At 67.2% G+C, this 25,038-nt stretch carries 19 protein-coding genes; 8 read left to right on the top strand and 11 right to left on the bottom strand.

Translation table 11 applies throughout. From position 1 onward, the window contains the following. Nucleotides 1-65: 65 nt before the first annotated feature. Nucleotides 66-1,244 carry a chromate transporter gene (locus DID98_RS13515; RefSeq protein ID WP_124520992.1) on the bottom strand — a complete coding sequence of 393 codons (1,179 nt, stop codon included), beginning with the start codon at nt 1,242-1,244 and terminating at the stop codon, nt 66-68. Next, nucleotides 1,241-2,218 carry a chromate resistance protein ChrB domain-containing protein gene (locus DID98_RS13510; protein WP_185500435.1) on the bottom strand — a complete coding sequence of 326 codons (978 nt, stop codon included), beginning with the start codon at nt 2,216-2,218 and terminating at the stop codon, nt 1,241-1,243. The genes DID98_RS13515 and DID98_RS13510 overlap by 4 nt, the downstream gene beginning before the upstream one ends. Before the next feature lie 185 nt (nt 2,219-2,403). Between DID98_RS13510 and DID98_RS13505 the strand changes: the two genes are divergently transcribed. Genes DID98_RS13505 through DID98_RS13495 form a run of 3 tightly spaced genes read left to right on the top strand, consistent with a single transcriptional unit; the run spans nt 2,404 to nt 4,162 of the window. After that, a complete protein-coding gene (locus tag DID98_RS13505; RefSeq protein ID WP_044847515.1) occupies nt 2,404-2,676 on the top strand; it encodes a metal/formaldehyde-sensitive transcriptional repressor in 273 nt (90 codons plus the stop codon). An 11-nt stretch (nt 2,677-2,687) separates the two neighbouring features. Next, nucleotides 2,688-3,983, top strand: a complete 1,296-nt coding sequence (gene dmeF, locus DID98_RS13500; RefSeq protein ID WP_124520990.1) for a CDF family Co(II)/Ni(II) efflux transporter DmeF — start codon at nt 2,688-2,690, stop codon at nt 3,981-3,983. Nucleotides 3,984-3,985: 2 nt separating this feature from the next. Continuing rightward, complete coding sequence (locus tag DID98_RS13495) at nt 3,986-4,162, top strand: DUF1289 domain-containing protein (RefSeq protein WP_185500436.1); 177 nt, start codon at nt 3,986-3,988, stop codon at nt 4,160-4,162. A 276-nt stretch (nt 4,163-4,438) separates the two neighbouring features. Here DID98_RS13495 and DID98_RS13490 read toward each other — a convergent pair whose 3' ends face one another. Continuing rightward, nucleotides 4,439-6,586, bottom strand: a complete 2,148-nt coding sequence (locus DID98_RS13490) for a TonB-dependent siderophore receptor (protein ID WP_185500434.1) — start codon at nt 6,584-6,586, stop codon at nt 4,439-4,441. A 617-nt stretch (nt 6,587-7,203) separates the two neighbouring features. Between DID98_RS13490 and DID98_RS13485 the strand changes: the two genes are divergently transcribed. The 4 genes from DID98_RS13485 to DID98_RS13470 all read left to right on the top strand — a co-directional run bounded on the left by DID98_RS13485 (nt 7,204) and on the right by DID98_RS13470 (nt 15,643). Further along, nucleotides 7,204-8,409, top strand: coding sequence for an MFS transporter (locus tag DID98_RS13485; protein WP_124520988.1), 1,206 nt, complete (start codon nt 7,204-7,206; stop codon nt 8,407-8,409). 383 nt (nt 8,410-8,792) lie between these two features. Beyond that, complete coding sequence (locus DID98_RS13480) at nt 8,793-10,100, top strand: dicarboxylate/amino acid:cation symporter (protein ID WP_124520987.1); 1,308 nt, start codon at nt 8,793-8,795, stop codon at nt 10,098-10,100. A gap of 455 nt (nt 10,101-10,555) precedes the next feature. Further along, nucleotides 10,556-12,490 carry an SMP-30/gluconolactonase/LRE family protein gene (locus DID98_RS13475; RefSeq protein WP_124520985.1) on the top strand — a complete coding sequence of 645 codons (1,935 nt, stop codon included), beginning with the start codon at nt 10,556-10,558 and terminating at the stop codon, nt 12,488-12,490. Between the two features lie 267 nt (nt 12,491-12,757). Next, nucleotides 12,758-15,643 (top strand): beta-propeller fold lactonase family protein, encoded by a 2,886-nt coding sequence (locus DID98_RS13470; RefSeq protein ID WP_124520983.1) that lies wholly within the window; start codon nt 12,758-12,760, stop codon nt 15,641-15,643. 132 nt (nt 15,644-15,775) lie between these two features. On the opposite strand, the gene DID98_RS13465 is transcribed toward DID98_RS13470, so the two are convergent. The 8 genes from DID98_RS13465 to DID98_RS13430 all read right to left on the bottom strand — a co-directional run bounded on the left by DID98_RS13465 (nt 15,776) and on the right by DID98_RS13430 (nt 23,918). After that, a complete protein-coding gene (locus DID98_RS13465; protein ID WP_124520982.1) occupies nt 15,776-16,225 on the bottom strand; it encodes an N-acetyltransferase in 450 nt (149 codons plus the stop codon). Between the two features lie 67 nt (nt 16,226-16,292). Then, complete coding sequence (locus tag DID98_RS13460; RefSeq protein WP_124520981.1) at nt 16,293-17,249, bottom strand: hypothetical protein; 957 nt, start codon at nt 17,247-17,249, stop codon at nt 16,293-16,295. A gap of 126 nt (nt 17,250-17,375) precedes the next feature. Further along, the gene (locus DID98_RS13455; RefSeq protein ID WP_124520980.1) at nt 17,376-18,332 is read right to left on the bottom strand and encodes an amidohydrolase; all 957 of its coding nucleotides are present in this window, start codon (nt 18,330-18,332) and stop codon (nt 17,376-17,378) included. Continuing rightward, nucleotides 18,310-19,257: a YncE family protein gene (locus DID98_RS13450; protein ID WP_044847506.1), complete on the bottom strand. Its 948-nt coding sequence runs from the start codon at nt 19,255-19,257 to the stop codon at nt 18,310-18,312. The genes DID98_RS13455 and DID98_RS13450 overlap by 23 nt, the downstream gene beginning before the upstream one ends. A 33-nt stretch (nt 19,258-19,290) precedes the next feature. Then, nucleotides 19,291-20,583: an MFS transporter gene (locus tag DID98_RS13445; protein WP_124487125.1), complete on the bottom strand. Its 1,293-nt coding sequence runs from the start codon at nt 20,581-20,583 to the stop codon at nt 19,291-19,293. 98 nt (nt 20,584-20,681) lie between these two features. Further along, the gene (locus DID98_RS13440) at nt 20,682-21,599 is read right to left on the bottom strand and encodes a dihydrodipicolinate synthase family protein (RefSeq protein WP_124520979.1); all 918 of its coding nucleotides are present in this window, start codon (nt 21,597-21,599) and stop codon (nt 20,682-20,684) included. Between the two features lie 8 nt (nt 21,600-21,607). Then, a complete protein-coding gene (locus DID98_RS13435; RefSeq protein ID WP_124487123.1) occupies nt 21,608-22,780 on the bottom strand; it encodes an L-rhamnonate dehydratase in 1,173 nt (390 codons plus the stop codon). Between the two features lie 61 nt (nt 22,781-22,841). Continuing rightward, nucleotides 22,842-23,918, bottom strand: coding sequence for a 4-hydroxythreonine-4-phosphate dehydrogenase PdxA (locus tag DID98_RS13430; RefSeq protein ID WP_124520978.1), 1,077 nt, complete (start codon nt 23,916-23,918; stop codon nt 22,842-22,844). 155 nt (nt 23,919-24,073) lie between these two features. On the opposite strand from DID98_RS13430, the gene DID98_RS13425 reads away from it, so the two are divergent. Further along, entirely contained in the window at nt 24,074-25,018 is a 945-nt protein-coding gene (locus tag DID98_RS13425) for a LysR family transcriptional regulator (protein ID WP_124487121.1), read from the top strand. Nucleotides 25,019-25,038: the final 20 nt, after the last annotated feature.

The raw sequence follows: 25,038 nt of genomic DNA, 5'->3' as shown, positions 1-25,038 counted from the left end.
GCACGCCTCCTGTATGGCGGACGAACGTCGTCCGATGCGTCACGGCCGCCTCCCGGCAATGCGGCTCAATGATGGAGCAGCGGGTAGGCCACGAGCCCGACGAGCGCGGCAGCCGTGACGACGACCGGCTCCTGCAACTTCTTGAAACGCCACAACAGCAGCACGGTCGCGACCGCGAGCAGCGCGGTCGGCAGGTCGACGATCGAGCGTTTCGCGATGACGAGGACGGAGCCGGTGATCGCCCCGACGGCTGCGGCGGTGATGCCGTCGACGAACGCCTTGACGCCCGGACGGTGCCCGTACTTCTTCACGTAAGGTGCGGGGATGACCGTGAACAGATAGCAAGGCAGGAACGTGCCGAGTGCGGCGACGAGTGCGCCCGGGAAGCCCGCCACGAGATACCCGATGAAGCCGACCGTGATCACGACCGGGCCGGGCGTGATCATCGCGACCGCCACGGCATCCACGAACTGCTTGTCGTTCAGCCAGTGATGTTCGGTGACGACGCCGCCATAAAGGAACGGCACGATCGCCAGCCCGGAGCCGAACACGAACGCGCCGGCCTTCATGAAGAACGCGCCGATCTGAACGAGCTGCGGCAGGTCGATGCCGCTCAATATGCCGCTGGCTGCCGGCAGGTTGGCGGCGGCAACCGCGTTCAGCCCGCCGCGCTGCAGCCACTTGGGCGGCGCACGCCACAGCCAGCCGATCAGGCCCGCGACCACGAACAGCCACGCGATTTCCGATTCCGTGATGAAGGTCACGGCGGCAAGCGTGACGAAGATCGCCCAGAGCAGCTTGTCGTGGCCGACGGTTTTCGTCGTGAGCTTGTAGGCGCTCATCGCGATGATGCCGACCACCGCGGCGCCGACGCCGTAGAAGACGGCCTGCATCCAGGACAGCCCGCCGAAATGTGAGTACGCGAAGCCGAGCGCAACCACCATCAGGAACGACGGCAGCACGAACGCGAAGCCGACGAGCGTCGCACCGAGCAGGCGGTAGTGCACGAAGCCCAGATAGATCGCGAGCTGGGCCGCCATCGGCCCCGGTGCGAGCTGGGCCAGCGTGAGCCCTTCCTTGTAGTCGGCTTCCGTGATCCAGCCGCGACGCTCGACCAGGTCGCGACGCATGTAGCCTGCGAGCGCGACCGGCCCGCCGAAGCCGAACGTGCCGAGACGCAGCATGTAGGCGACCAGCTGGCCAAGTGTGTAGGTCGGTTCGGTGGTGGCGATGGAGGTGGTCATGATCTGGCCGCGGTTTGGTTTTTGCCGTTCGACGTGAAGTGTGCGTACAGGGCGTCGAGCACGGCGCCCATCTGCTCGAGCAACCGGTCGTCGTTCTCTGCCTGCTGGCGCGTGCCGGCCATCACGGCCTCGAAGCCGATCGCTTCGGGCGCCGCGGGGCCGCCCACGTCGAGCGCATGCACGATGTCGCCGAGCCGCATCAGCGCGGGGTCGTTGTCGAGCCCGAAACTCGCCAGCAGCACCTCGAACGTCACGCGCTCGCCGACATGCGTAAACGTCGCGCCGTCGAAATCGAAGCCCAGCGCGTCGGCCGGGCAATCCGCCGGCGACGCGAGCCAGACGAAGCGGGCGCGTGCGTCGATGAAGCGGCGGATCAGCCAGGCACTGGCGACGCGATCGACCCACATCCGCTGCCGCGTCGCCCAGGTGCGGCCCAGAAATTCGCCGATCGCCAGCGGCCGGATCGCGCGGTCCGCGGCGTGCGGTTCGCCCGGCGACAGCACGGTGTCGACCAGCGCGACGAAATCCTGCAGCGCGACTTCGGCGCGGGTGGCCGAGTCGCCCGGGAAATAGTCGATCGCACGGATGGCGTCGAAATCCTTGCGCATGCGGCGCAGCAAGCGCGTCAGTTCGGAGGCCGACTGTCCGGCGAGGGTCTTGCGGGCGTCCGCAAGGGCCTGGATAAAGGCGGCGTCGTCTTCCCCGCGATCGAAGAGCGCGCGGAATTCCCGCTCCTGCGACGCATCGAGACTCGGCGCGCGCAACAGGTGAGCGCTGCCGCCGCTGTCGGCAATCGCGTCCGCGAGCTCGCCCAGCATCCGTTCATGCGCTTCCGACTGGGGCAGCAGGTAGACGCCGTCGCGCAGCACCGCGCAGCCTTTTGCCTTGAGCGCGCGCCAGAACCGCATGCGAGCCGTCGCGTTCTGCGTGGGAAGGGTCAGCACGAGGAGCGACCATGTCGTAAGTGGATTCATGTAGCAAATGCTACTCATGCGTTACGAGTTCTACAAGTTAACTTTGGCGGCTGCTGCGGTGACTGGCGGCCGGGCGGCCTGCGAGGCGCGCGTCATTCGTCTGGTTTTTCCGGGAAAATACCCCCTCCCCCTATATGGAAACGCGATTTGATATATAGTCCCCCCCGGTATATGAAGGGACCACCATGAGCCACACCATCCAGGAAAAGCAGAAGCTGCTGAACCGTGTCCGCCGGATCAAAGGGCAGGTCGAAGCGATCGAACGCGCGCTCGAGGACGAGCGCGGTTGCAACGAAATCCTCCGCCTCATCACGAGCGGTCGCGGCGCAATGAACGGCCTGCTCGCGGTCGTGCTCGAGGATCACATCCGCAGCCATCTGGTCGACGCCGAAGGTCACGACGACGAAGGCAGCGCGACCGAACAGCTGATCGAAGTCGTGCACAGCTACTTCAAGTAACCGGAGGCGGAATGAACAGCTTCAGCAACGACGCATTCGGCGCAGGGCACGACCACATCTTTCTCGGCGCCGCGCACGAGCAGAACGAACGCCGGACCTGGATGGTCATCGCGCTGTGCGCGGCGATGATGGTGGCGGAGATCGTCGGCGGGTCACTGTTCGGTTCGCTGGCACTGATCGCGGACGGCCTGCACATGTCGACGCACGCGGGCGCGATGCTGATCGCCGCGCTCGCCTATACCTATGCGCGCAAGCATGCGCGCGACCCGCGCTTCGTGTTCGGCACGGGCAAGCTCGGCGATCTCGCGGGTTTCACGAGCGCGATCGTGCTCGCGATGATCGCGCTGCTGATCGGGTACGAGGCGGTCGCACGCCTGCTCGCACCGGTCCCGATTCATTTCGGCGAGGCGATTCCGATCGCGGTTGCCGGCTTGCTCGTCAACATCGCGAGCGTGTGGCTGCTGAGCGGCGACCATCATGGCCACGGTCATGGTCATCATCACGGGCATCATCACGGGCATGGTCATGACGATCACGACGATCACGCGCACGACCACGAAGCGGAAGCGCGCCAGATCTTCGATCGGCAGGGCGTATTCGTCGTGTCGGTGTTCGAGGAAGGCGTCCCGCCGGTGTTCCGCGTCGCGCCTGCGACGCACGAGACGAAGCTCGTCGATGCGAGCGCGGTGTCGGTGACGACGATCCGCCCGGACGGCAGCCGTCAGGCGTTCGCGATGCAAAGTCGCGGCGGCTATCTGGAGTCGACCGAAGCCATTCCCGAGCCGCATGAATTCAACGCGATCGTCCGGCTGAACGGCCGCGAGCACGAACTGGCGTTCGAGGAGCACGACCACGGCACGTCCGCGGCGGCGGCGCGCGATCACAACATGCGCTCCGCGTACATCCACGTGATCGCCGACGCGGCCGTCTCCGTCCTGACGATCGTCGGGCTGCTGCTCGCGCGGGCGTTCGGCTGGGTCTGGATGGATCCGCTGGCCGGCATCATCGGCGCGCTGGTGATCGCGAACTGGTCGTACGGCCTGATGCGCGATACGGGCGGGATCCTGCTCGACATGAATTCGGATCGCCGCCTGACGGACAACGTGCGCGGTGCGATCGAAGGCACGGGCGACCGGGTCGGCGACCTGCATGTGTGGCGGCTCGGGCCGGGACACATGAGCGCGGTCGTGTCGGTGGTGACAGACGATCCGAAGCGCGATGCGCGCTTCTATCACGGCGTGCTGCAGCGGTTCAGGAACCTGTCGCACGTGACCGTCGAAGTCGTGCCCGCGACGCGAGGGCGATGAGCATGGCGGTCAAGTCCCCTTGCGTCGACGTGTGTTCGTTCGACGGTCGCACCGGCTATTGCGTGGCATGCCTGCGAACGCGCGACGAAGCGCGCGACTGGAAGAAGATGACGGATCACCGGCGCCATCAGATCGTGAACGACCGCGCGCGGCGGCATGCGAAGCTGACGCGGGCTTGAGGTCGAGGTATGCGCGAAGTCGCGCGTACGGCCGCAGCAGATCGAACGCGCGGCGGACGGGACGGAGGATCGGGGCGATGCGCGTGCCGACCGCGTCGCTTGCATCAACCGGTCCCGCCACGCCGGTGCATGCCCGACGAACGCGTTCGCCGGACGATGTACGCCGTCCGCGTGCCGTCACGCGGATCAGGACGCTCGTGATCCGGTATTGCCGAGGCGGCGGTCGGTGACGGATCGTCGATCCGCCCGGCACGCCTCGTCGGGACTGCGCCGCTTCTACATCTCGTATCGCAACGTCGCCATGACGCTGCGCGGCGCCCCCGGCATGTTGAGGTTCGGGTTCGAGCCGTGGGCCGACACGATGTAGCCCTTGTTGAACAGGTTGTAGAGGTTCAACTGGAGCGACATCGGCCCGTGCGCATACCAGGCCATCATGTCGGCCGTCACGTAACCCGGCAGCGTCACCGTGTTCTGCGGATCGGCCATGCGCGCGCCGACGAGGTTCAGGCCGCCGCCAACGCCGAAGCCGCTGCCGAGATTCTTGGTGAGCCACAGGTTGCCGGAGTGGCGCGGGGTCAGGGTGGCGCGCTTGCCCTGCAACGCGGCCGTCGACTGGGTGACGGTGGCATCGAGGTAGGCATAGCCCGCGAGCACGCGCCAGCCGTGGCCGAGTTCTGCAGCCCCGCTGAGTTCCACGCCGTCGGTCCGCTGCTCGCCGATCGGAATCAGCGCCGTGTTGCTTGCATTGGCGACCTTGATGTTGCTGCGGTCGAGCCGGAACACCGAGATCGTCGTGGTGGCCTTGCCGCCGAGCCAGTCGTACTTCGCGCCGATCTCGGTGTTGGTCGTGGTTTCCGGAGCGAGTTCGGCATTGTTGGCCGCCAGCGAGAACGCTTCGCCGGAAGGCTGGAACGAGCGGCTCCACGACACGTAGTACGACTGCGTTCGGGTGGGCTGCCAGACGAGACCCACGCGCGGGCTCCACGCCGTATCGGTGCGCGACAGGCCCGGCTGCTTCGGACGGCGGTCGAGCGTCTCCTGCTCGAAGCGATCGTAGCGGATGCCGAGCAGCGCCTTCCACTGCTCGTTGAAGCTGATCAGGTCCTGCGTGTAGAACCCGAGGGTCTTGAAGATGCCGAGGTTGTTGGCCGTCGGCGTGGTCGACGTGTGCAGCGGCAGCGTCGGAAGGGCGGGCGCGAACAGGTCGAAATTCATCGGCTTGCCGTTCGCGCCGGTGACGGGCGCCGAGTAGCTGACGAGATCCTTGTTCTGCTGGCCGAATTCCATCCCGTACAGCAACTCGTGCTTCATGCCGTACAGCGTGGCCTTCTGCGTGAGATCGGTCTGGTTGAACCAGCCGTGTTCCTCGCGATAGACGTTGCCGTGATTCAGCGTGAACGTCCGGGCCGCCTCGTTGACGCTGCCGACCAGCGTGTTGTTCCGGTCGAGCGAGTAGTGATAGTAGCGGGTGGCGTTCCGGATCGACCATTGGTCGTTGAACTCGTGCTTGATCGTCGCGGTACTCGAATAGACCCGCGATCGCGTATAGTCCACGTCGCCGGCGTTCGCCGCGCCGTAATACGCGGATGCCGGCACGTCGACCGGTCGTCCGTGATAGGCCGGAATGCCGAAGTCCGTCACGCGACGATCTTCGAGGTAGTCCGCCTGCAGCAGGACCGTCGTCTTCGGCGCGATGCGAAACTCGAACGACGGCGCGACCGCCGTGCGATTCAGGAACTGTTGCGAGCGATAGCTCTTCGCTTCCTCGTGTGCCCCGGTGATCCGGAAGGCGGCCGCGCCGTTCGCGAGGACGCGCCCGACGTCGGCTTCAACTCGGCGATCGGCCCACGAACCGTAGCTGATCCCGAAGTTGGTCACGTCGATCCCGGGTTTTTTCGTCACGCGATTGATCAGTCCACCTGACGATCCGCGGCCGTAAAGAACGGCAGCCGGGCCCTTGACCACTTCCACCCGGTCGACGTTCGAGAGATCCCGGAAATACAGGGCATCGTCGCGAATGCCGTCGACGAACTGATCGGCAATCGCGGAGAAGCCGCGAATGGTGACCTGGTCGCGCTGGCCGTCGCCGGTCGAGAACCCGACGCCCGCGACGTTCTTCAGCACGTCCTGCAGCGAGTTCGCATGCTGGTCGCGCATCACTTCGGCCGTGACCACGTTCACCGTCTGCGGGATATCGCGCAGCGGCGCGTCGATCCTGGTGGCGCTGACCGCGTTCGTCGGGTTGTAGCCTTCGCCCGGATCGCGGAGCGCGCTGGCGCTCACCGATACGGCCGGCAACACGTCGGTGGCCGTGCCGGTCGGCGCACTTGCGTTTTCCTGTGCGAAGGCCGCGCCGACCATGATCGGCTGGCATGCGATGGCGGCCAGAATGGCCCGTCGCGCCGGGTGCAACACGTGTTTCATTTCCCAACCTGCCATGTGTAATGATTCGTAATCTCGAAACGCGACGCATTATCATTTGAAAGGAAGTAAGGGTCAACAAGTGTTGCGCGATAACCGGGATTCTGGTTTTTGTCTGATGTTTGCTGACGCCGAAGGATGCGTTCGTGCCGGATCCGGACGAGCACGGCGTGCGGCCAGGCAATGACGGCGGGTGAAGCGCCAGCGGGGCGCGTCGCGCGGGGAGGTTCGTCGGGATTGATCCGGCACGGTCATCGAACCGTTCGGTGTTGCGAGTCTGTCGATCCGACTACGAGGTGGTGACCGCCGGGGCGGCGCGCGTGCCGGTCTGGCATGGCGCGCTGTATCCTGAAATCTTCCGGCGGCCGTGGCATCTCGTCACGGTCGGTGTCACGAAGCGGTCGGATACTGCCGGCGTGCGCGGCCTGACGGAACGGGCAGCGGCCGCGGCGCGTGTCGAGGTGGCGGACGGCCGGCAATCGGCACCGTCACGCGAGTCCTGCCGCGCGGTGTGCCGATTACCGGCGCTGACGTGTTCCCGCGCCGCGGCGCGCCTGTCCTGTCGGGACAGGGAACCCCGTGGCAAGTCGCACCGCCCGCAACCTTGATGCAGATCGATCATGAGCGCTCCAACCCCGATTGCCGGCAAGCCTGCGATTCCGCGGACCGTGTGGGCCCTGGGTCTCGTGAGCCTCTTCATGGACCTGTCGTCCGAACTGATCCATGCGCTGTTGCCGATCTATCTGGTGTCGACGATGGGCATGAGCGTCGCCGCGCTCGGCGTGCTCGAAGGGGCGGCCGAAGCGACGGCGATGATCGTCAAGGTGTTCTCCGGCGCGATCAGCGACTGGCTCGGGCGTCGCAAGGGGCTGCTGCTGATCGGCTATGGCCTCGCGGCGCTGACCAAGCCATTGTTTCCGCTGGCGTCCACGCCGGCCGTGGTCGTGACGGCCCGTCTGCTCGACCGCGTCGGCAAGGGAATTCGCGGCGCGCCGCGCGACGCGCTGGTGGCCGACGTCGCACCGCCCGAAATCCGCGGCGCCTGCTTCGGCCTGCGTCAGTCGATGGATACCGTGGGCGCGTTTCTCGGGCCGATGCTCGCGATCGTGCTGATGCTCTGGTTCGAGGACCGCATCCGGACCGTGCTGTGGTTCGCCGTGGTGCCGGCGTTCGTCGCGATCGCATTGATCGTCTTCGGCGTACGTGAGCCGGAGCAGTCGAAACCGGACCGGCGCTTTCGCTCGCCGTTGCGCTGGAACGCGCTGCGCGAGTTTCCCCGCGGTTACTGGTTCGTCGTCGCGGCCGGCGCGACGTTTACGCTCGCGCGCTTCAGCGAGGCATTCCTGGTGCTGCGTGCGCAGCAGACTGGGCTCGATGCGGCGTGGATTCCGGGCGTGATGGTCGCGATGAGCGTCGCTTATTCGGCGTCCGCCTGGCCGGTCGGCATTTTGTCGGACCGGCTCGATCGCCGCGTACTGCTCGCGGCCGGCATGGTGCTGCTGATCGCGGCCGACCTGCTGCTCGGCATCGGCACGTCGACGCTCTCGATGTTCGCCGGCGTGGCCGTGTGGGGGCTGCACATGGGCTTCACGCAGGGCATCCTCGCCGCGATGGTGTCGGAAACCTCGCCGGCCACGTTGCGCGGGACCGCGTTCGGCGTGTTCAACCTGGTGAGCGGCATCTGCATGCTGCTCGCGAGCAGCATCGCCGGCGCGCTGTGGGCGCGGTTCGGCGCGTCGGCCACGTTTCTCGTCGGTGCGGCGCTGGTCGTGGTGCCGCTGTGCCTGTGCCGGTTCATGCCGCGACCCGGCACGTCGCCGGCGTGATGCGTCACGCCGGGGGCTCGCCGACGCCCCGCTCAAGGCCGAACGGGCGCGCAGGTGCCTGAAGCCTGAAGCCTGAAGCCTGAAGCCCGAAGCCCGAAGCCCGAAGCCCGAAGCCCGAAGCCCGAAGCCCGAAGCCCGAAGCCCCAGACCGGCGAAGGCCCACTCCGCCTAGTTGCCCGCGTCGCCTTCCGCCATTAGCTTTCAGATTTGAAAGATTGTCCGGCGTTTGCGATAGAATGCCTCCCCTGTTCGCCGTGGCCATGCCCACGGACGGGCTCCGGCATTCGAAAACGGCGCGCACCGCGCTCGCGGAATTCCATCCCGTTTCAATGCCGGCGATCGACCTGCCGTTGGAAACACCCGTTCTGTAATTTGGATTGCTAATGAAGAAGAAGCACAACATCACCAAGTACATCGTCATCGCGATGGTGCTTGGCATTGCCGTGGGCTACGCCTGTCATAGCGCGTTTCCCGACCCGAAAATGGCCAGGGAAGTCGCCGGCTACGTGTCGCTGCTGTCCGACGTGTTCCTGCGCCTGATCAAGATGATCATCGCGCCGCTGGTGTTCGCGACGCTGACCGTCGGCATCGCGCAGATGGGCGACAGCGGGTCGGTCGGCCGCGTCGGCGTGAAGGCGTTCGGCTGGTTCTTCATCGCGTCGTTCACGTCGCTGCTGCTCGGCCTGATCACCGCGACGATCCTGAAGCCGGGCAGCCACCTGAGCCTGCCGCTGCCGGCCGCCGATGCGGCGCTGAACCTGAAGACGGGCGCATTCACGCTGAAGGATTTCGTCGTCCACCTGGTGCCGAAATCGATCGCCGAGGCGATGGCGAACAACGAGATCCTGCAGATCGTCGTGTTCTCGATCTTCTTCGGCACCGCGCTGTCCGCGCTCGGCGACGCCGGCAAGCGCCTGACCGGCGTGATCGACGATCTCGCGCAGGTCATGCTCAAGGTGACGGGCGCGGTGATGTGGTTCGCGCCGGTCGCGGTGTTCGCGGCGCTGGCGTCGACGATCACGACGGAGGGGCTCGGCATCCTGCTCACGTTCGCGAAGTTCATGGCGAGCTTCTACCTGGCGCTGGCGCTGCTGTGGGGCGTGCTGACGCTCGCCGGCGTGGCGTTCCTCGGCAAGCGCGCGTTCACGCTGATCCGCCTGATCCGCGAGCCGTTCCTGCTGTCGTTCGCGACGGCGAGCTCCGAGGCCGCGTATCCGAAGCTGCTCGACGCGCTCGACCGGTTCGGCGTGAATCGCAGGATCTCGAGCTTCGTGCTGCCGATCGGGTACTCGTTCAACCTCGACGGCTCGATGATGTACTGCACGTTCGCGGTGCTGTTCATCTCGCAGGTGTACGGGATCGACCTGCCGCTCGGCACGCAGATCACGATGCTGTTGATGCTGATGGTGACGTCGAAGGGGATGGCGGGCGTGCCGCGCGCATCGCTGGTCGTGATCGCGGCGACGCTCGGCCAGTTCCATCTGCCGGAAGCCGGACTGCTGCTGATCATGGGCGTCGACATGTTCCTCGACATGGGGCGCTCGGCGACCAACGCGGTCGGCAACTCGATCGCGGCTGCGGTGGTCGCGAAGTGGGAAGGCCAGCTCGGCGATTCGCGCGACGACACGGATCCGGACGGCGGCGGCGAGATCACTCAGGCGGAAGTGCAGGAGACGGCAACGTCCGCGTGATTTCCCCGTTTCAAATGAAACGATCTGCACCGGCCTGGATTCGACCTGGATACAGGCCGGTGCAACATCTGCCGGCAATACCCGCCGGCAGTTGTTCCTTTACCTGCCTCCGGCGATTTTCCCGATCCGCCGAAAAACCTTCCCATTCCCGATACGCCGCATTCCGACCCGCGGTGATATTCCCGTCGGCGAACGCCGGATTTCCTCGATATCAAGGTACGCGCGTAAGTGGTCATTCACTCTCGCGCAATCGCGCGCGCCGTCTGCGCCAGCGGTCCGCAATTTTTTTCGATTTATATAACGCTATTCTCGCTGCAGCCGATTATCGAATGCGCGCGCGATGTAATACCGACTGCACCGGATGATTTAAGCGGCAGTATTTACGCACTGCCGATTTCAAACCATCCGGCCGCCCCCTCATGTGAATGATTCCACCATTCAGGAGAGCATCAGCCATGGTCGCCGGAAAACCGATTCAGGCCGTGCTGCTCGCCGCCGCGATCGCCACGATTGCGCCGGCCGGATACGCGGCCAACACCACCGACTGGCTGGCGAACACCTACGGCACGCTCGCCGCGCACGTCGGCAACGTCGCGCGTTCGATGTGGGTCGCGCCCGAAGGCGTGATCTACACCGCGTCGATGTGGGACGAGGACGAGGGCGGCGTCGCGATCTACCAGAACGGCAAGAGCGTCGGCTCGATCGGCACGCACTCGGAATTCCAGGGCAGCGCGATCACGGGCAACGCGACGTCGCTGTTCGTCGCGCTGCAGCCCGGCAACGGGTACGGCAGCGGCGCGGTCGGGCGCTACAACCGCGCGACGCGGTTCCGCGACAAGCTGATTCAGGTCACGGCGGCGACCGACCAGCCGCGCATCGACGTCGTCACCGGGCTCGCCACGGCCGGCTCGCTGCTCTATGCGAGCGACTTCTACGGCAATCGCGTGCGGGTGTTTACGACCGACGGCGTGTGGCAGCGCGACATCGGCGTATCGGCGCCGGGCGCGCTCGCCGTCGACGGTGCGGGCAACGTCTGGGTCGCGCAGAAGAGCGCGGGCGCGGTCGTCGAATTCAGCCCGGCCGGTGCGCTGCTGAACACGATCCGGCTGGCCGCCGGGTCGCAGCCGTCTGCGCTCTGTTTCGATGCGGCGACGGGGCAACTGATGGTCGGCGACGAAGGCCCCGACATGAACATCAAGCGCTATACCGTCGCGGGCCGGCCCGCGCTGGCCGGCACGTTCGGCGTGCGCGGCGGCTATCTCGACACGACGACGGGCACCAAGGGGCAAGTCGGCGCGCAGCGCTTCACCCGCGTGGCCGGCATCGGCAAGGACACGGCCGGCAACCTGTACGTGCTCAACAACCCGTGGGGCGGCAGCTGGGATCTCGGCCGCAACGGCGCGACCGACATTCACGCGTACGGCAGCACCGGCAGCCTGCGGTGGACGCTGCAGTCGCTGAACTTCGAAGGCATCGCCGCGCCGGACCCGGTCACCGACGGCGCGCTGTTCTACAGCGGCACGCACGTCTACAGCGGCACCGCGGGCGGCGCCTTCGTCGCGAACACCGTCGATCCGTTCACGTATCCGTCGGACCCGCGCATCAATATGGGCGACGCGCAGCGCGACGAGCACTTCGGGCTGCTGACGTCGGTCGGCGCGAACCGGATCCTCGTCGCGGCGGGGCAGAATCCGCCGGTCTATTATTTCTTCCACTTCAACGCGGCCAACGGCTACGTCGCGATTCCGGACGGATCGATCCCCGGGCCCGCGTTCAACACGACCCGGCGCGTGTCGGCCGGCTTCAGCCTCGACAGCAACGGCGGCGTATGGGCCGGCCTCGACAAGACCGGCGCCATTTATCACTATCCGCTGACCGGTTTCGATGCGAGCGGCAAGCCGTCGTGGGGGCCGGGCGTGCCGACGCCGGTGCCGGCCAGCATCCAGCCGCTCACGCGCATCGCCTATCTCGCCGACAGCGACACGATGGTGCTCGCGCAGGGCGTCGTCGGCAGTACCGACTGGACGTCGATCGGCACGCGCATCGAGGTGTATCACGGCTGGCGCGCGGGCAACACGACGAAGCCGAACCCGGTGATCACGCTGCCGCACAGCGGCGCGAAGTCGATCGATGCGGCCGGCAACCACCTGTTCGTCGGCTACTGGTTCAGCAGCAGCGGGCCGCTGTGGCCGAACATCGACGCATTCAATCTCGACACCGGCAATCTCGACACGACGCTCGTCAACGCGAGCCCGGCGACCGTGGATACCAGCAGCGCGATCGATGCGATGTACAGCGTGCGTGCATACCGTCGTGCGAACGGCGAGTACGTGGTGACGAAGAACAACGTGAAGGGAAACAGCATCACCGTTTACCGGTGGACGCCTTGAGAGCGAGCCCTCACGGCCACGATGACACCGCGATGGCTGTCATCGAAATGCCTTCGCTGTAACGATGTGTAAGAAGCCGGCCCGCAACGGAGCCGGTCATCCGCTTGACATTGGGCGGCGATGTAATGCCGGCACGTCGGCGATCGTCGACGCAATGCACTCGATCGACTGGCAAGGGCCCTCGCCGCCGTGCGACATGGGCAGACAACGCCAGGATCATGCCGGACACGTCAGACGGTAATCGCCCCATCAGTACAGAGGATTCCTATGAAAAATAGCCAGGTCAAGCGCGCGCTCCGACTCGGAGCCGTCATGTCGGCCGTGTTGCTTGCGTCGCACGCGCATGCGGACGGTTTCGACGCTGCCGATGCCGCCCGCGTGCCGAGCGGTCAGTTCGTCACGCCGCTCGCCGTGCGCGGTGCAGTCCAGCAATTCCTGAATCCCGGACTGCCGGCCTATCCGCATTTCGTCGCGGGAGAAGCCGTGCGCTCGCAACTGAGCCCGGACGGCAAGACGCTGGCGATCATCACCGCCGGCCAGAACTCGCTGTACAAGCCGGACGGTTCGGTCGACACCGCGGCCTCGACGCAATTCATCTTCCTGTACGACGTCGCGGGCGCGAACAAGACGCGCCCGGTGCTCAGGCAGGTGCTTCAGCAGACCAACGCGTTCGTCGGCCTGGCGTTTTCGCATGACGGGAGCACGCTCTATGCGACCGGCGGCAGCGACGATGCGGTCTACGTCTACGCGCAGCAGGGCGGCGCGTGGGCGCTGTCGACGACGATCGCGCTCGGCCACGCCGGCAAGGGCGTCGGCATCCGCGTGCAGCCGAACGCGGCCGGGCTCGCGCTGTCGGCCGACGGCAAGACGCTCGTCGTCGCGAACAACTACAACGACTCGATCAGCGTGATCGATACCGCGACCCGCAACGTGCGTTACGAGCACGACCTGCGGCCGTTCTTCTCCGGCAACGAAGGCCGCAGCGGCGACGCCGGCGGCACGTTCCCGTTCGCCGTCGCGATGAAGGGCAACGGCATCGCGTACGTGTCGTCGGATCGCGATCGCGAGATCGTCGCGATCGACGTGTCGTCGCCGTCCCGCGGCCGCCTGCTCAAGCGCATCAAGCTGGACGGCAATGCGCTCGGCATGACGCTCGACGCGTCGCAATCGAGGCTGTTCGTCGCGCAGGACAACGCCGACCAGGTCGCGGTGATCGACACGAACACCAACGCGGTCGTGACCCGGATCGACGCGCGCGCGCCGGCCGGCGTGCTGGCGCACGGCCAGGCGCACACGGGCGCGGCGACGTACGCGGTCACGCTGTCGCGCGATGGCCGCACGCTGTATGCGACCAATGCCGGCGCGAACGAAATTGCCGTGATCCCGCTCGTCGGGGAGCGCGCGTATCGCGTCACCGGCCTGATTCCGACCGCGTTCGAGCCGCACGACGTGACGTTCAGCGCCGACGGCACGTGGATGTACGTGGTGAACGGCAAGAGCACCACCGGCCCGAACCCGGACCACCTGTTCGGCGCGACGCCCGCGCAGGCCGCCGCGTCGCGCGCGTCGAACGAATACCAGTTCCAGCTCGAGCGCGCGTCGCTCGTGAGCGCGCCGGTGCCGGCGGCCCACGAGTTGCCGACGCTGACGCAGCAGGCCGCGCGCAACAACTTCTATCGCCCGGAAGACAACGACAGGGACAACGAAGTGATGGGCTTCCTGCGCCGCCACATCAAGCACGTGATCTACGTCGTGAAGGAAAACCGCACGTTCGACCAGGTGCTCGGCGACATCGGCAACGGCGCCAACGGCGATCCGAAGCTCGCCCAGTTCGGCCGGAACATCACGCCGAACTTCCATCGCCTGGCGAGCCAGTTCGTGACGCTCGACAACTTCATGAACCCGGGCGACGGCAGCATGGACGGCTGGTCGTGGGCGCTGCAGGGGCGCGTCACCAACACCGAGACGATCACCCAGCAGATCAACTACGCGGCGGTCAATCGCGGCCTGTCGTACGAGAGCGAGGGCACGAACCGCAACGTGCCGGTGAACTGGGAGACGGTGCAGCAGCGCGATGCGGCGGCAGGCCCGGCCGGCACCACGAACTACAGCAACGCGGCCGCCACCCTGCCGGGCGGCGCGGCGAACCTGCTTCCGGGCACCGGCAACCATGCGTCGTCCGACGCGCCGTTCGGCCGCCAGCGCGGCTACATCTTCGACGCGGTGCTGGCCGGCGGCGGCACGGTACGCAACTACGGCTTCCTCGTGAACAACGTCGGCAGCATCGGTACGGCCGCGAACCCGATCGTCGATCCGCACGCGGCCGGCGTCGTCCAGGCTGCGGCGCTCGACCCGCGGCTCGCGTCGATGACGGACGTGTATTTCCGCGGGTTCGACCAGAACTATCCGGACCAGTGGCGCCTCAACGAGTGGAAACGCGAGTTCGACCAGTACGTCGTGGGCGGCAACCTGCCGACGCTGTCGCTGGTGCGCCTGTCGCACGATCACATGGGGGCGTTCGGCACGGCGCTCGCCGGCGTGAACACGCCGGAGACGCAGCAGGCGGACAACGACCTGGCGGTCGGCCGGCTGGTCGAAGCCGTCGCGAAGAGCCCGTATGCGAACGACACGCTGATCGTCGTGACCGAGGACGACGTGCAGGACGGCCCCGACCACGTGGATTCGCATCGCGGGCCCGCGTACATCGTCGGGCCGTACGTGAAGCAGGGCGCGGTGATCCGGACGCGCTACAGCCAGGTCAATGCGCTGCGCACCATCGAGGACGTGCTCGGCACGCAGCACATGAACCTGAATACCGCGTACCAGCGGCCGATGACCGACGTGTTCGACGTGCACGGCCCGGCGTCGTGGACCTACACGGCCGTCGCGTCGACGGCGCTGAAGGGCACCGGGCTGCGCCTGGCCGACGGGGCGGGCGAGAATCTCCCGCATTACGCGGCCGGGCCGGACGTCACGCCGAAGCATGACGCGGCGTACTGGGCGAAGGTGACGGCGAAGTTCGACTTCGACGATGCCGACGAGGTGCCGGCGGATCAGTTCAACCGCGTGTTGTGGAAGGGCATGATGGGATCGCAGCCGTATCCGAAGCTCAGGGGCGTGACGCAGAAGGTGGCGAGCCGCGACGACGACTGATCGTCCGGCTGGACGGTCTGCAAGCGGGCCCTCCCGGCGGGAGGGCCCGTGTTTTTTTGCGAGGCGTGCGGCGGGGGGCTGCGTCGGCGGCATTCGGTGCGCCTCGTGTGCGGCCGGCCGGGCCGCGCGGCGTCATGCGTGCCATATCAGGTTCGCGCTGCTGTCCGTTTCGGACAGGAGCCGGAACCCGAGCCGCTCGTAGAGGCGCAGCGCCGGGTTGCCGTGCAGAACGCTGAGCGATACGGGCACGGGCTCGCGCGCGGCTTCGCTCAGCAGTTCGCGCAGCACGGCTTCGCCGATGCCTCGACCCTGTCGCGACGGGAGGATCTGGATCTGGTGGACTTGCCATTCCCCGGCGGCGCGCGTCACCTTCAGCAAGCCGATCGAGTCGGCATCGGCATCCGTGCCTTCGCAGACGATCAACGCATCGTCGAAATGCGTCGCGATGCGCTGGTGGTGCGCTGCGTCGTCGGTGGGTGCGCCGACGCGTTGCAGATGCTCGGTCATCGTGAGCTGGCGCAGCCTCAGCAGGAACGGCAGGTCGGCGGCAGACGCCGGGCGCAGGCGGATCGCAGGGGGCATGGTCGGAGCGCGTTCGAGAGCGGGTTCGATGGCATGCAGCGCATGATTCACGAGCGCGGCATGCCGGTCAAAGGCCGGGCAACTGGATTTGCCGCGCGGCCGGACGATGCTCGAGGACGTTCGTGACCTCGTATTCGGTCTTGGCTCCGTCGGCGGTCTGCCACTGCTGTACGCGCACGCTGCAGACGAGTACGTCGCCCTTGCTGAAGCTGATCTGGTTGTTGTCCACGCAATTCAGGAAATTCGCATCGGTGATCGCGGCGTGGATCGTGGCGGCACCGTCGTAGAGACGCCATTTGTTGTCGTCCTTGAACGCGAGCGACACGATCGAAAACGCCATCTTGCGATGCTCGTCGAGGATCGGTACGTCGGCTTGCTCGGGTACGCGGAACCAGTCGACCTCGTCCCGGGTGACGGTCTCGAACACGTCCGTGTCGGTGCCGGCCGAGAAAATCGTCACGCCGTCGCGCGAAAGCGGCATGAGCGCACGGGTGGTCGCCTCGCGGACACTCACGTCCCGCAGCAGGGTGAGGACGGACAGTTCGATCTCGAGCGTTTCGCCATCGACGTGCAGCACGGCGGTGCGTTCGTTCATCCGGACGCGCTGGATCGGGCGGCCGCGCAACCACTTGAGTACCGCGAACAGGCCCTTTCCGACTTTCGGACCGGCAATGCCGAGCGCGGTCAGAATCGTGACGGCATTGGCGAGTGCCGCGCCTTCGCTGCCGCTCAGCATGTCGCGCATTCTGCCGAGGAGCGAGGTCGCGAGCGTGAAGTCGATGCCGAAGCTGCCGGTCTTGAAGCTGCCCCGGACGTTCACCTGTGGCCGAACCTGGTCTCCGCAGAGCGCCTTGGCCGAGGCCTCGAGCAAGTCGCCGACGGCGAGAAGGGCGGGCGCGAGTTCCCGCACGTCCATTTCGGACGATTCGAGTGCCGGCCCGTCATAGGTAATGCGAAAGTGGCTCATGTCGCCAAGTGTACCGGCCGCGGCGAAGCCGGCCGTGTTTCCGTTGCGGTTGATCATGCCGGATGGGTTGACTCGAAAGGCCATCGACGCGCGAAGCGCAATGCTTTCGTATACTTTTCGAATCATCCTGCGGTCAACCGGATACGTACGATTCCGGCCGTCCGGCCGATGCGTCAAGCCCGCTCACGCGATCCGGTACACACGCATCGCGTTGTCATGCCAGATCGCACGGCGCGCCGCATCGTCGAGGTCTGCCATCGCGCGAGCGAACGTGCGCAGCAGCGCCGGATACGACACCCGCAACCCCGCCACCGGAAAATTGCTCGCGAACAGGCAGCGCTGCCAGCCGAATATCGCGATCGTGTCGCGGATGATCCGCGCGTTGTCCGCGTCGTTCCACGCCGCATCGCGCAAGCCGAGTTCGGAGATCTTGACGGTCACGCGCGGCGAGGCTGCGAGCGCTTCCATGCCGCTGCGCCAGCGCGCGAGCCCCGCGCGCGAGCGGTCCCACGGCAGCCCGGCATGTTCGAGCACGACGTCGACGCCGGGCGCATCGGCCAGCAGCGCGGCCGCGTCGCCGAGATGCCAGAACGGCACGCGCAGGTCCCAGCTCAGGCCATGCGCGGCCAGGCGTTCCAGCGCGGCCGGCCAGCGCGGGTCGCGCAGCGTGGCGGGCCCGTCGACGGCCGCGTCCGGCGACGCAGCGGTGCGCGGCTTGAACCGCACGCCGCGCACACGCGGCCACGCGGCCTGTTCGGCGAGCCGCTCGTGCGCGTCGTCGGCCAGCAGGTCGACCCACGCGACGACGGCCGACGGCAGCCCGTGCGCGGCCGCGACCTCGTGCAGCCAGCGTGTCTCCGCGAGCGCCTCGTCGCGCGCCCGTTCGGCCTCGACGTGCACGCTCGCGACGAGCGGCGCGCGTTGCGCGGCGTGCCGGTAGTCGTCCACGCCGAAATCGCGGCACAGCGCCGCGTAGTCGCCGAACATGAAGTGCGCCGGATCGTACCGGTCCTGCAGCCACGGGTAGTGCGCGCCCGCGCCGAGCTGCCAAAGGTGGTGATGCGCGTCGACGAGCGCCGCCGGCATCGCGTCGGGCGGCGGTGCGTCGTCGCGCCGCTCAGCGCGTGCCGGCGAGCACATACGACGCATCCGGTTCGCGCAGCGTCGGCAATGCACCGACGAACCGCCACGCATCGAGATCGAGTTCGCGCACGTAGTCGTCCTGGAACGACACGTACGCGACGCGCCGCGACGGATGGAACGACAGCGCGGTCGGGTTCGCGGGCAGCGCGACGCGTTCGATTTCCTCAAGTTGCCGTGCATCGAACACCGAGATCGACCGCTCGCCGGAATTGGTCAGCAGCAGCAGGTCGCGGCCGTCCGGCGCGGTGGTGCGGTAGATGCGGTTGGGATCGCTGCGGGTCTTCACGCGGCGGCCGCAGGTCATCGTGTCGGTGTCGATCTCGACGAGCGTGTCGTCGCCGCGATTCGCGACGAACAGCGTGCGCTCGTCGCTCGACAGCGCATTGCCTTCGGGACGCGGGCCGGGCATCACCGCACGCGGCGCGACGGTCGCGTCGCGCGGATGGAATTGCGTGACCGTGTTCGACAGCAGGTGCACGCCGTACGCGCGGCTCGCATCGCGCGTGAGCGTCACGAGGTGCGTCTTCACGCCGCCGGACGGTACGGCCATGTTCGGCACGGCCTGCCGGGTCGGCGCGTCGAACACGAGCAGCATGTCGTGCGCCTCGCTCATCGCGTACAGCCGGCCGTCGCGATCGGCCGCCATCCCGTGCGGCCGGTAGTACGGCCACAGGTCGAGCATGCGCGTGTGCGTGCGCTCGACGAGGTCGATCTCGGCGATCCGGTGATCGCCTTCATGGCCGCGCGACCACGCGGTCTCGATCCCGAAGATGCCGACGTACGCGAAGCGGTCGTTCACGTCGACGGTGAACTCGTGCGGGAAGTTCGGCAGCACGATGTGCTTGAGCGCGGCTTTCGTCTCGAGGTCGTAGAAGCTGAAGGTGTGGGCGCATTTCTGCACCAGCAACAGGATGTCGTTCATGGTGTGTCTCCGTTGATTCGTTCGCGTGTCCGGTCAGTCTTCGCAGCGCCTGGGCAGCGTCAGCGCGAGCAGGCCGGCCACCGCGAGCGTGACGGCGAGGCTGTACACGCCGGCGGCCGCGCTCACGTGCTGGGTCAGCACGCCGACCGCATACGGGCCGCAGAAGCCGCCGAGGTTGCCGAGCGCGTTGATCAGGCCGCGCGCGCTGCCGGCCGTCTCGACGCTGCACAGCTTCGGCGGAATCGCCCAGAACACGCCGGCCGCCGCCTGCAGGAAGAAGCCGCAGCCGATCAGGAACGCGAACGACACGATCATCGACGCATGCGTGAGCACCGACAGCGCGAGGCACGCGGCAAAGCCGACGAGCGGCAGCAGCACGAACAGGCGCCGCTTGCCGGTCCGGTCCGACAAATACGACGTGGCGAACATCCCGATCACCATCGCGACATACGGCAGCATCGCGAGCAGGCCGACCTTGCCCATTCCGCCGTGCGTGAGGTTTTTCAGCAGCGTCGGCAACCACATCGTATAGCCGTAGATGCCGACCTGATAGCAGAAGTTGATCGCGATCAGCAGCCAGATCGTCGGGTTGCGCAGTATCGCGCCGAACGACGCGGCGGCCGGCGTGCCGGCGGCCTGCTTGCGCGCCTGTTCGTCGCGCAGCGCGTCGAGGATGTACGCCTTCTCGCGCGGCGACACCCAGCGCGCGGTTTCCGGGCTGTCGTCGGCGAACATCAGCCACGCGAACAGGCACAGCAGCGACAGCGCGCCGGCGCTGTAGAACAGGTGACGCCAGTCGTATGCAGCGAGGATGAAGCCGGACAGCGGCGCGGTGATCATGCCGGCGAGCGGCACGAACATGATGACCATCGCGTTCGCGCGGCCGCGTTCGCGGTCGGGAAACCAGTGGCTGACCATCGTCAGCACGACCGGCAGCATCCCGCCTTCCGCCACGCCGAGCAGGAAGCGCAGCGTCAAAAGTTGCCACGTATGGGTGACGAGCCCGGTCAGCACCGACAGCACGGCCCAGCTCACGAGCGACCACGCGATGAACTTCTTGCCGCTGCCGAGCGCGGCGCGCCGGCCGCCCGGAATCTGCAGGAACAGGTAGCCGAAGAAGAAGATGCCGCCGGCGAGGCCGGCCATCGTCGCGTTCATGCCGAGTTCGGCGTTCATCCCGCCCGGCATCGCGAACGCGATGTTCACGCGGTCCATGTACGAAACGATGCAGGCGAGCAGCAGCGGCGGAATCACGCGCAGCCAGCGGCGGCGCGGAATGGCATCGCCGGCTTCATAGGCCGGGGTGGCGGGGTTCAGCAGAGTCATGGTGTCTCCGATCCATGTGATGAGCGGCGGCGGCCTTCTGTCGGGCCGCCGTCACGCCGATGCGCAACGCAACGCGCGTTGCGGGTACGAAACGATGGCTAGCGGCCCCAGCGCAGCACGAGCGGATCGAGCCGCCGTGCCGCGTCGAGCAGGCCAGCACGCACCTGCGGATGCAGTTCGGGCCAGGGCGCGCGCGGCCGGTCGCACGCGATCACGCCGCCTTCCTTCAGCAGCGCCTTCGCGGTCAGGAAGCCCGACTGGCGGTTCTCGTAGTTGATCAGCGGCAGCCAGCGCGCGTATTGCTCGCACGCTTCGTCGCGGCGTCCGGCGAAATACGCGTCGGTGATGCGGCGGATGCCGTCCGGATAACCGCCGCCCGTCATCGCGCCGGTCGCGCCGGCATCGAGGTCGGCGAGCAGCGTGATGCCTTCCTCGCCGTCCCACGGCCCTTCGATCGCATCGCCGCCGAGCGCGATCAGCTCGCGCAGCTTCGACGCCGCGCCGGGCGTCTCGATCTTGAAGTACGACACGGCGTCGATCTCGCGCGCGAGCGTCGCGAGCAGCGACGCCGGCAGCGCGACGCCGCTCGCGGGCGCGTCCTGGATCATCAGCGGAATGTCGAGGCCGTCGGCGATTTCGCGGAAGAACGCGCGGATCGATGCGTCGGGCACGCGGAACGTCGCGCCGTGATACGGCGGCATCACCATCACCATCGCGGCACCGAGTGCCTGTGCGCGGCGGTTGCGTTCCGCGCAGATCCGCGCGCTGAAGTGCGACGTCGTGACGATCACCGGCACGCGGCCGGCGACGTGCTCGAGCGTCGTGCGCGTGATGAGGTCGCGTTCGTCGTCGCCGAGCGCGAACTGCTCCGAGTAGTTCGCGTGAATGCAGATGCCTTGCGAGCCGGCATCGATCATGAAGTCGAGGCAGCGGCGCTGGCCGTCGAGGTCGAGCGCGCCGTGCGCGTCGAAGATCGTCGGCGCGACCGGAAAGACGCCCTTGTAGCGTGCGTGCATGGGCGGCCTCACTCGACGATGTCGAACTGGTCGAGGAACTCGGTCTTCAGCGTGAGACCGAGGCCCGGGACGTCGTCGCGCAGCTGCAGGAAGCCGTTCTCGGCCACCGGCTCGCCGTCGAAGATGTAATAGAACAGCTCGTTGCCGACTTCCACGTCGAACATCGGGAAGTACTCGCTCATCGGCGATGCGAGCGTGCTCATCGTCAGGTGATAGTTGTGCATCTGGCCCGCATGCGGAATCACCGGCACGCTATACGCCTCGCACAGCGCGTTGATCTTGTGCGCCATCGTGATCCCGCCGACGCGGTTCGTGTCGTACTGCACGACCGACACGGCCTTGCGGTCGAGCAGCTGCTTGAAGCCGTACAGCGAAAACTCGTGCTCGCCGCCCGAGATTGGAATGCTCGTCAGCCGGTTCAGCTCCGCGTAGCCGTCGATGTCGTCGGCGATCACCGGCTCCTCGAGCCAGCGCGGCTGGTACTTCTCGAGCTTCGGCAGGATGCGCTTCGCATACTCGAGGTTCCAGCCCATGTAGCACTCGAGCATCAGGTCGTTGTCGTAGCCGATCACCTCGCGGATCGCCGCGACCGACTTCAGGTTCTCCACCACGCCCTGCTGGCCGTGCGCGGGCCCGTAGCCGAAGCGCATCTTGAACGCGCGGAAGCCTTCCTTCAGGTATTGCTGCGCTTCCTCCTGCATCGCCTTCAGGTCGGTGCGGTAGAGCTTCGAGTAGTAGCAGGGGATCTTCTCCTTGGTGCGGCCGCCGAGCAGCTTGAACACCGGCTTGCCGACGCTCTTGCCGAGGATGTCCCAGATCGCGATGTCGACCGCCGAGATTGCCGCCATGCCGATGCCCTTGCGGCCCCATGCGTGGGTCGCGCGGTACATCCGCTGGTTCAGGTACTCGTAGTCCCACGGGTCCTGGCCGATCACGAGCGGCGCGAGGTACTGGTCGATGATCGCCTTCGCGACGTGCGGCGCGAGCGCGACGTTGCCGAGGCCGACGATGCCGTCGTCGGTCTCGACTTCCACGACCGTCCACGCATGGAAGCGGAACGTGCTCATGGTTTCCTGCGGCGCGTACAGCAGGTCCATCGCGTTCGAGCAGAAGTTGCCCTGCGGCGGAACGGTCTTGCCTTTCCACTGGAATACGCGGGCGCGCACGGAGCGGATCTTCATGTTGGTGTCTCCTGGAATCGATGTTGTCGTGTGTGTGTCGTGTGCGGCTGGCGCGCGAGCGTCACGCCGAAACGGTGGAGGTGCGGCGCGCGGCGCCCATGCGGCAGGCGATCTGCAGCGCCTGCCAGGTCGCGCCGACGTCGGCCGTGCCGCGGCCCGCGATGTCGTACGCGGTGCCGTGCGCGGGCGTCGTGATCGGCACGGGCAGCCCGCCCTGCACGGTCACGCCGCGCGAGAAGCCGAGCAGCTTGATCGCGATCTGCCCCTGGTCGTGGTACATCGTGACGATCGCCTGGTAGTCGCCGGCCTGCGCCTTCAGGAAGATCGTGTCGGCGGGGAACGGGCCGTGGAACGGCGCGTCGGTCGGCCAGTCGCGCGACTGCAGCTTGCGCACGGCCGGCTCGATGATGTCGACTTCCTCGCGGCCGCAGCTGCCGCCGTCGCCGCCGTGCGGGTTGAACGCGGCGATCGCGATCTTCGGCGCCGCGACGCCGTTCGCGAGCAGCGACCGGTAGATCAGTTCGGATGCCTGTTCGATTCGCGCGACGCTCAGCTGGGCCGCCGCATCCTTCAGCGGAATATGCGACGAGATGCGCGCGGTCCACAGCTCGCCGAGCGTGTTGAATTCGCAGAAGTAGCCGGTCACGCCGAGCGCGGCGGCGAAGTGGTGCAGCTCGTCGTCGTGCCGGAGCCCGCCGAGCTTCATCGCGTACTTGTTCAGCGGCGCGAAGCAGATCGCGTCGATGTCGCCGGCGAGCGCGGCGTCGAGGCACCGGTCGAGCACGGTCAACGTCGAGCGGCCGCCGGCCGCGCCGGGCTGGCCGACGGTGACCTGCGCGCGATCGATCGTGTCGAGCGCGACGAACGCGGCGCGCGCGGTGGACGGCCGGCCGCGCACGGCGGCGAGCGACGCGACGGGTTCGACGTCGACCGTCACGCCGGCGACGCGCTGGCCGGCTTCCCACAGCCAGCGGTCGCCGATCAGCACGAGGTTCGCGCGGGACGTCGCGTCGGGCCGCGCGAGCAGTTTCGCGATCAGTTCGGCGCCGATGCCGGCGGGGTCGCCGAGGGTCAGCGCGACGACGGGCAGTGAAGCGGCGGGCAGTGCAGCGGCGGGCACGGCGGCGGCGGTCGTCATGCGGCGTCTCCGTGGCGGGCGGCGGGCGGTTGCATGTTCATGCGGTGTCTCCGGTGGCGGCGTGTGGCCGTTGGTGTATGGGGTTCATGCTAGGTAGACGGAATGAGTCGGTAAATTGAAAACTCTTGATGAATCGATAACCTGGAGTAATCGAAATGGGCTCGATCGATCGACGAGACTCGACTCCCCAATTGCTGAACCGGCTGCGGATGCGGCAGATCGCGCTGCTGCTCGCGGTGGATGAATGCTCGACGCTGCGCGCGGCGGCCGGGCAGCTCGGCCTCACTCAGCCGGCCGCGACGAAGATGCTGGCCGAACTGGAAAGCGCGCTCGGCCAGCGCCTCTTCGATCGTGTCGGGCGCGGGCTCGTGCTGAACCCGGCCGGCGAGCGCGTGCTCGGCTATTTCCGCGGGATTCGCGGCAGCATGGAGGCGCTCAATCGCGAGCTCGGCGAGCTGCAGCTCGGCAGCGCGGGGCGGCTCGCGATCGGCAGCATCATGGCGGCGTCGCCGGGGCGGCTCACCGAGGCGCTGGTGCAGCTGAAGGCGCGCTATCCGCTGCTGGCGATCGACATCGCGGTCGATACCAGCGACCGGCTGATGCCGCAGTTGCGCGAGGGCGTGCTCGAGGTGGTGATCGGCCGCAACGTCGGCACCGATTGCGACTTCCGCGTGGTGGACGACGAGGCGCTCGCGATCATCGCGGGCCGCGACCATCCGCTCGCGGGCGCGGGGCCGGTCGAATTCGACGCGCTGCTCGATTACACGTGGATCCTGCAGCCGGCCGGCAGCCCGGCGCGCGAGGTGGTCGAGCGCGAGTTCCGCGCGCGTCACCAGCCGATGCCGCGCGGGCTCGTCGAAACGGGGTCGATCCTGACGACGATGAACCTCGTCGACCGTTCGCGGATGCTCGGCGTGATTCCGTTGACCGTCGCGCAGCGCAACGCGGCGCACGGGCTGGTTGCGATCATCGATTACGAACTCGACCAGAAGCTGCCGTCGTATGGCAGCCTCGTGCGGCGGGATCGGCCGCTGAGCATTCCGGCGCAGCAGTTTCTGGCGCTGTTCCATCGGGAAGGCGGGCAGGGCGCGGGCGATTGATGGAAGGCGGGGCGGCTACG

Origin of the sequence: Burkholderia sp. Bp8984 (assembly GCF_003853755.1) — a bacterium.
In the GTDB taxonomy this organism is placed as follows: domain Bacteria; phylum Pseudomonadota; class Gammaproteobacteria; order Burkholderiales; family Burkholderiaceae; genus Burkholderia.
Note: the sequence above shows the minus strand (reverse complement) of the source record. Positions and strands in the feature narration are given on the sequence as shown.

Bases quoted from the DNA above. Each gene is read 5' to 3' on its own strand.
- DID98_RS13495 (WP_185500436.1), top strand. From the start codon at position 3,986: ATGGCGGTCAAGTCCCCTTGCGTCGACGTGTGTTCGTTCGACGGTCGC.
- DID98_RS13480 (WP_124520987.1), top strand. From the start codon at position 8,793: ATGAAGAAGAAGCACAACATCACCAAGTACATCGTCATCGCGATGGTG.
- DID98_RS13450 (WP_044847506.1), bottom strand. From the start codon at position 19,257: ATGAACGACATCCTGTTGCTGGTGCAGAAATGCGCCCACACCTTCAGC.
- DID98_RS13440 (WP_124520979.1), bottom strand. From the start codon at position 21,599: ATGCACGCACGCTACAAGGGCGTCTTTCCGGTCGCGCCGACGATCTTC.
- DID98_RS13435 (WP_124487123.1), bottom strand. From the start codon at position 22,780: ATGAAGATCCGCTCCGTGCGCGCCCGCGTATTCCAGTGGAAAGGCAAG.
- DID98_RS13510 (WP_185500435.1), bottom strand. From the start codon at position 2,218: ATGAATCCACTTACGACATGGTCGCTCCTCGTGCTGACCCTTCCCACG.
- dmeF (WP_124520990.1), top strand. From the start codon at position 2,688: ATGAACAGCTTCAGCAACGACGCATTCGGCGCAGGGCACGACCACATC.
- DID98_RS13455 (WP_124520980.1), bottom strand. From the start codon at position 18,332: ATGTGCTCGCCGGCACGCGCTGAGCGGCGCGACGACGCACCGCCGCCC.
- DID98_RS13445 (WP_124487125.1), bottom strand. From the start codon at position 20,583: ATGACTCTGCTGAACCCCGCCACCCCGGCCTATGAAGCCGGCGATGCC.
- DID98_RS13515 (WP_124520992.1), bottom strand. From the start codon at position 1,244: ATGACCACCTCCATCGCCACCACCGAACCGACCTACACACTTGGCCAG.
- DID98_RS13460 (WP_124520981.1), bottom strand. From the start codon at position 17,249: ATGATCAACCGCAACGGAAACACGGCCGGCTTCGCCGCGGCCGGTACA.
- DID98_RS13490 (WP_185500434.1), bottom strand. From the start codon at position 6,586: ATGAAACACGTGTTGCACCCGGCGCGACGGGCCATTCTGGCCGCCATC.
- DID98_RS13465 (WP_124520982.1), bottom strand. From the start codon at position 16,225: ATGCCCCCTGCGATCCGCCTGCGCCCGGCGTCTGCCGCCGACCTGCCG.
- DID98_RS13475 (WP_124520985.1), top strand. From the start codon at position 10,556: ATGGTCGCCGGAAAACCGATTCAGGCCGTGCTGCTCGCCGCCGCGATC.
- DID98_RS13485 (WP_124520988.1), top strand. From the start codon at position 7,204: ATGAGCGCTCCAACCCCGATTGCCGGCAAGCCTGCGATTCCGCGGACC.
- DID98_RS13425 (WP_124487121.1), top strand. From the start codon at position 24,074: ATGGGCTCGATCGATCGACGAGACTCGACTCCCCAATTGCTGAACCGG.
- DID98_RS13470 (WP_124520983.1), top strand. From the start codon at position 12,758: ATGAAAAATAGCCAGGTCAAGCGCGCGCTCCGACTCGGAGCCGTCATG.
- DID98_RS13430 (WP_124520978.1), bottom strand. From the start codon at position 23,918: ATGACGACCGCCGCCGCCGTGCCCGCCGCTGCACTGCCCGCCGCTTCA.
- DID98_RS13505 (WP_044847515.1), top strand. From the start codon at position 2,404: ATGAGCCACACCATCCAGGAAAAGCAGAAGCTGCTGAACCGTGTCCGC.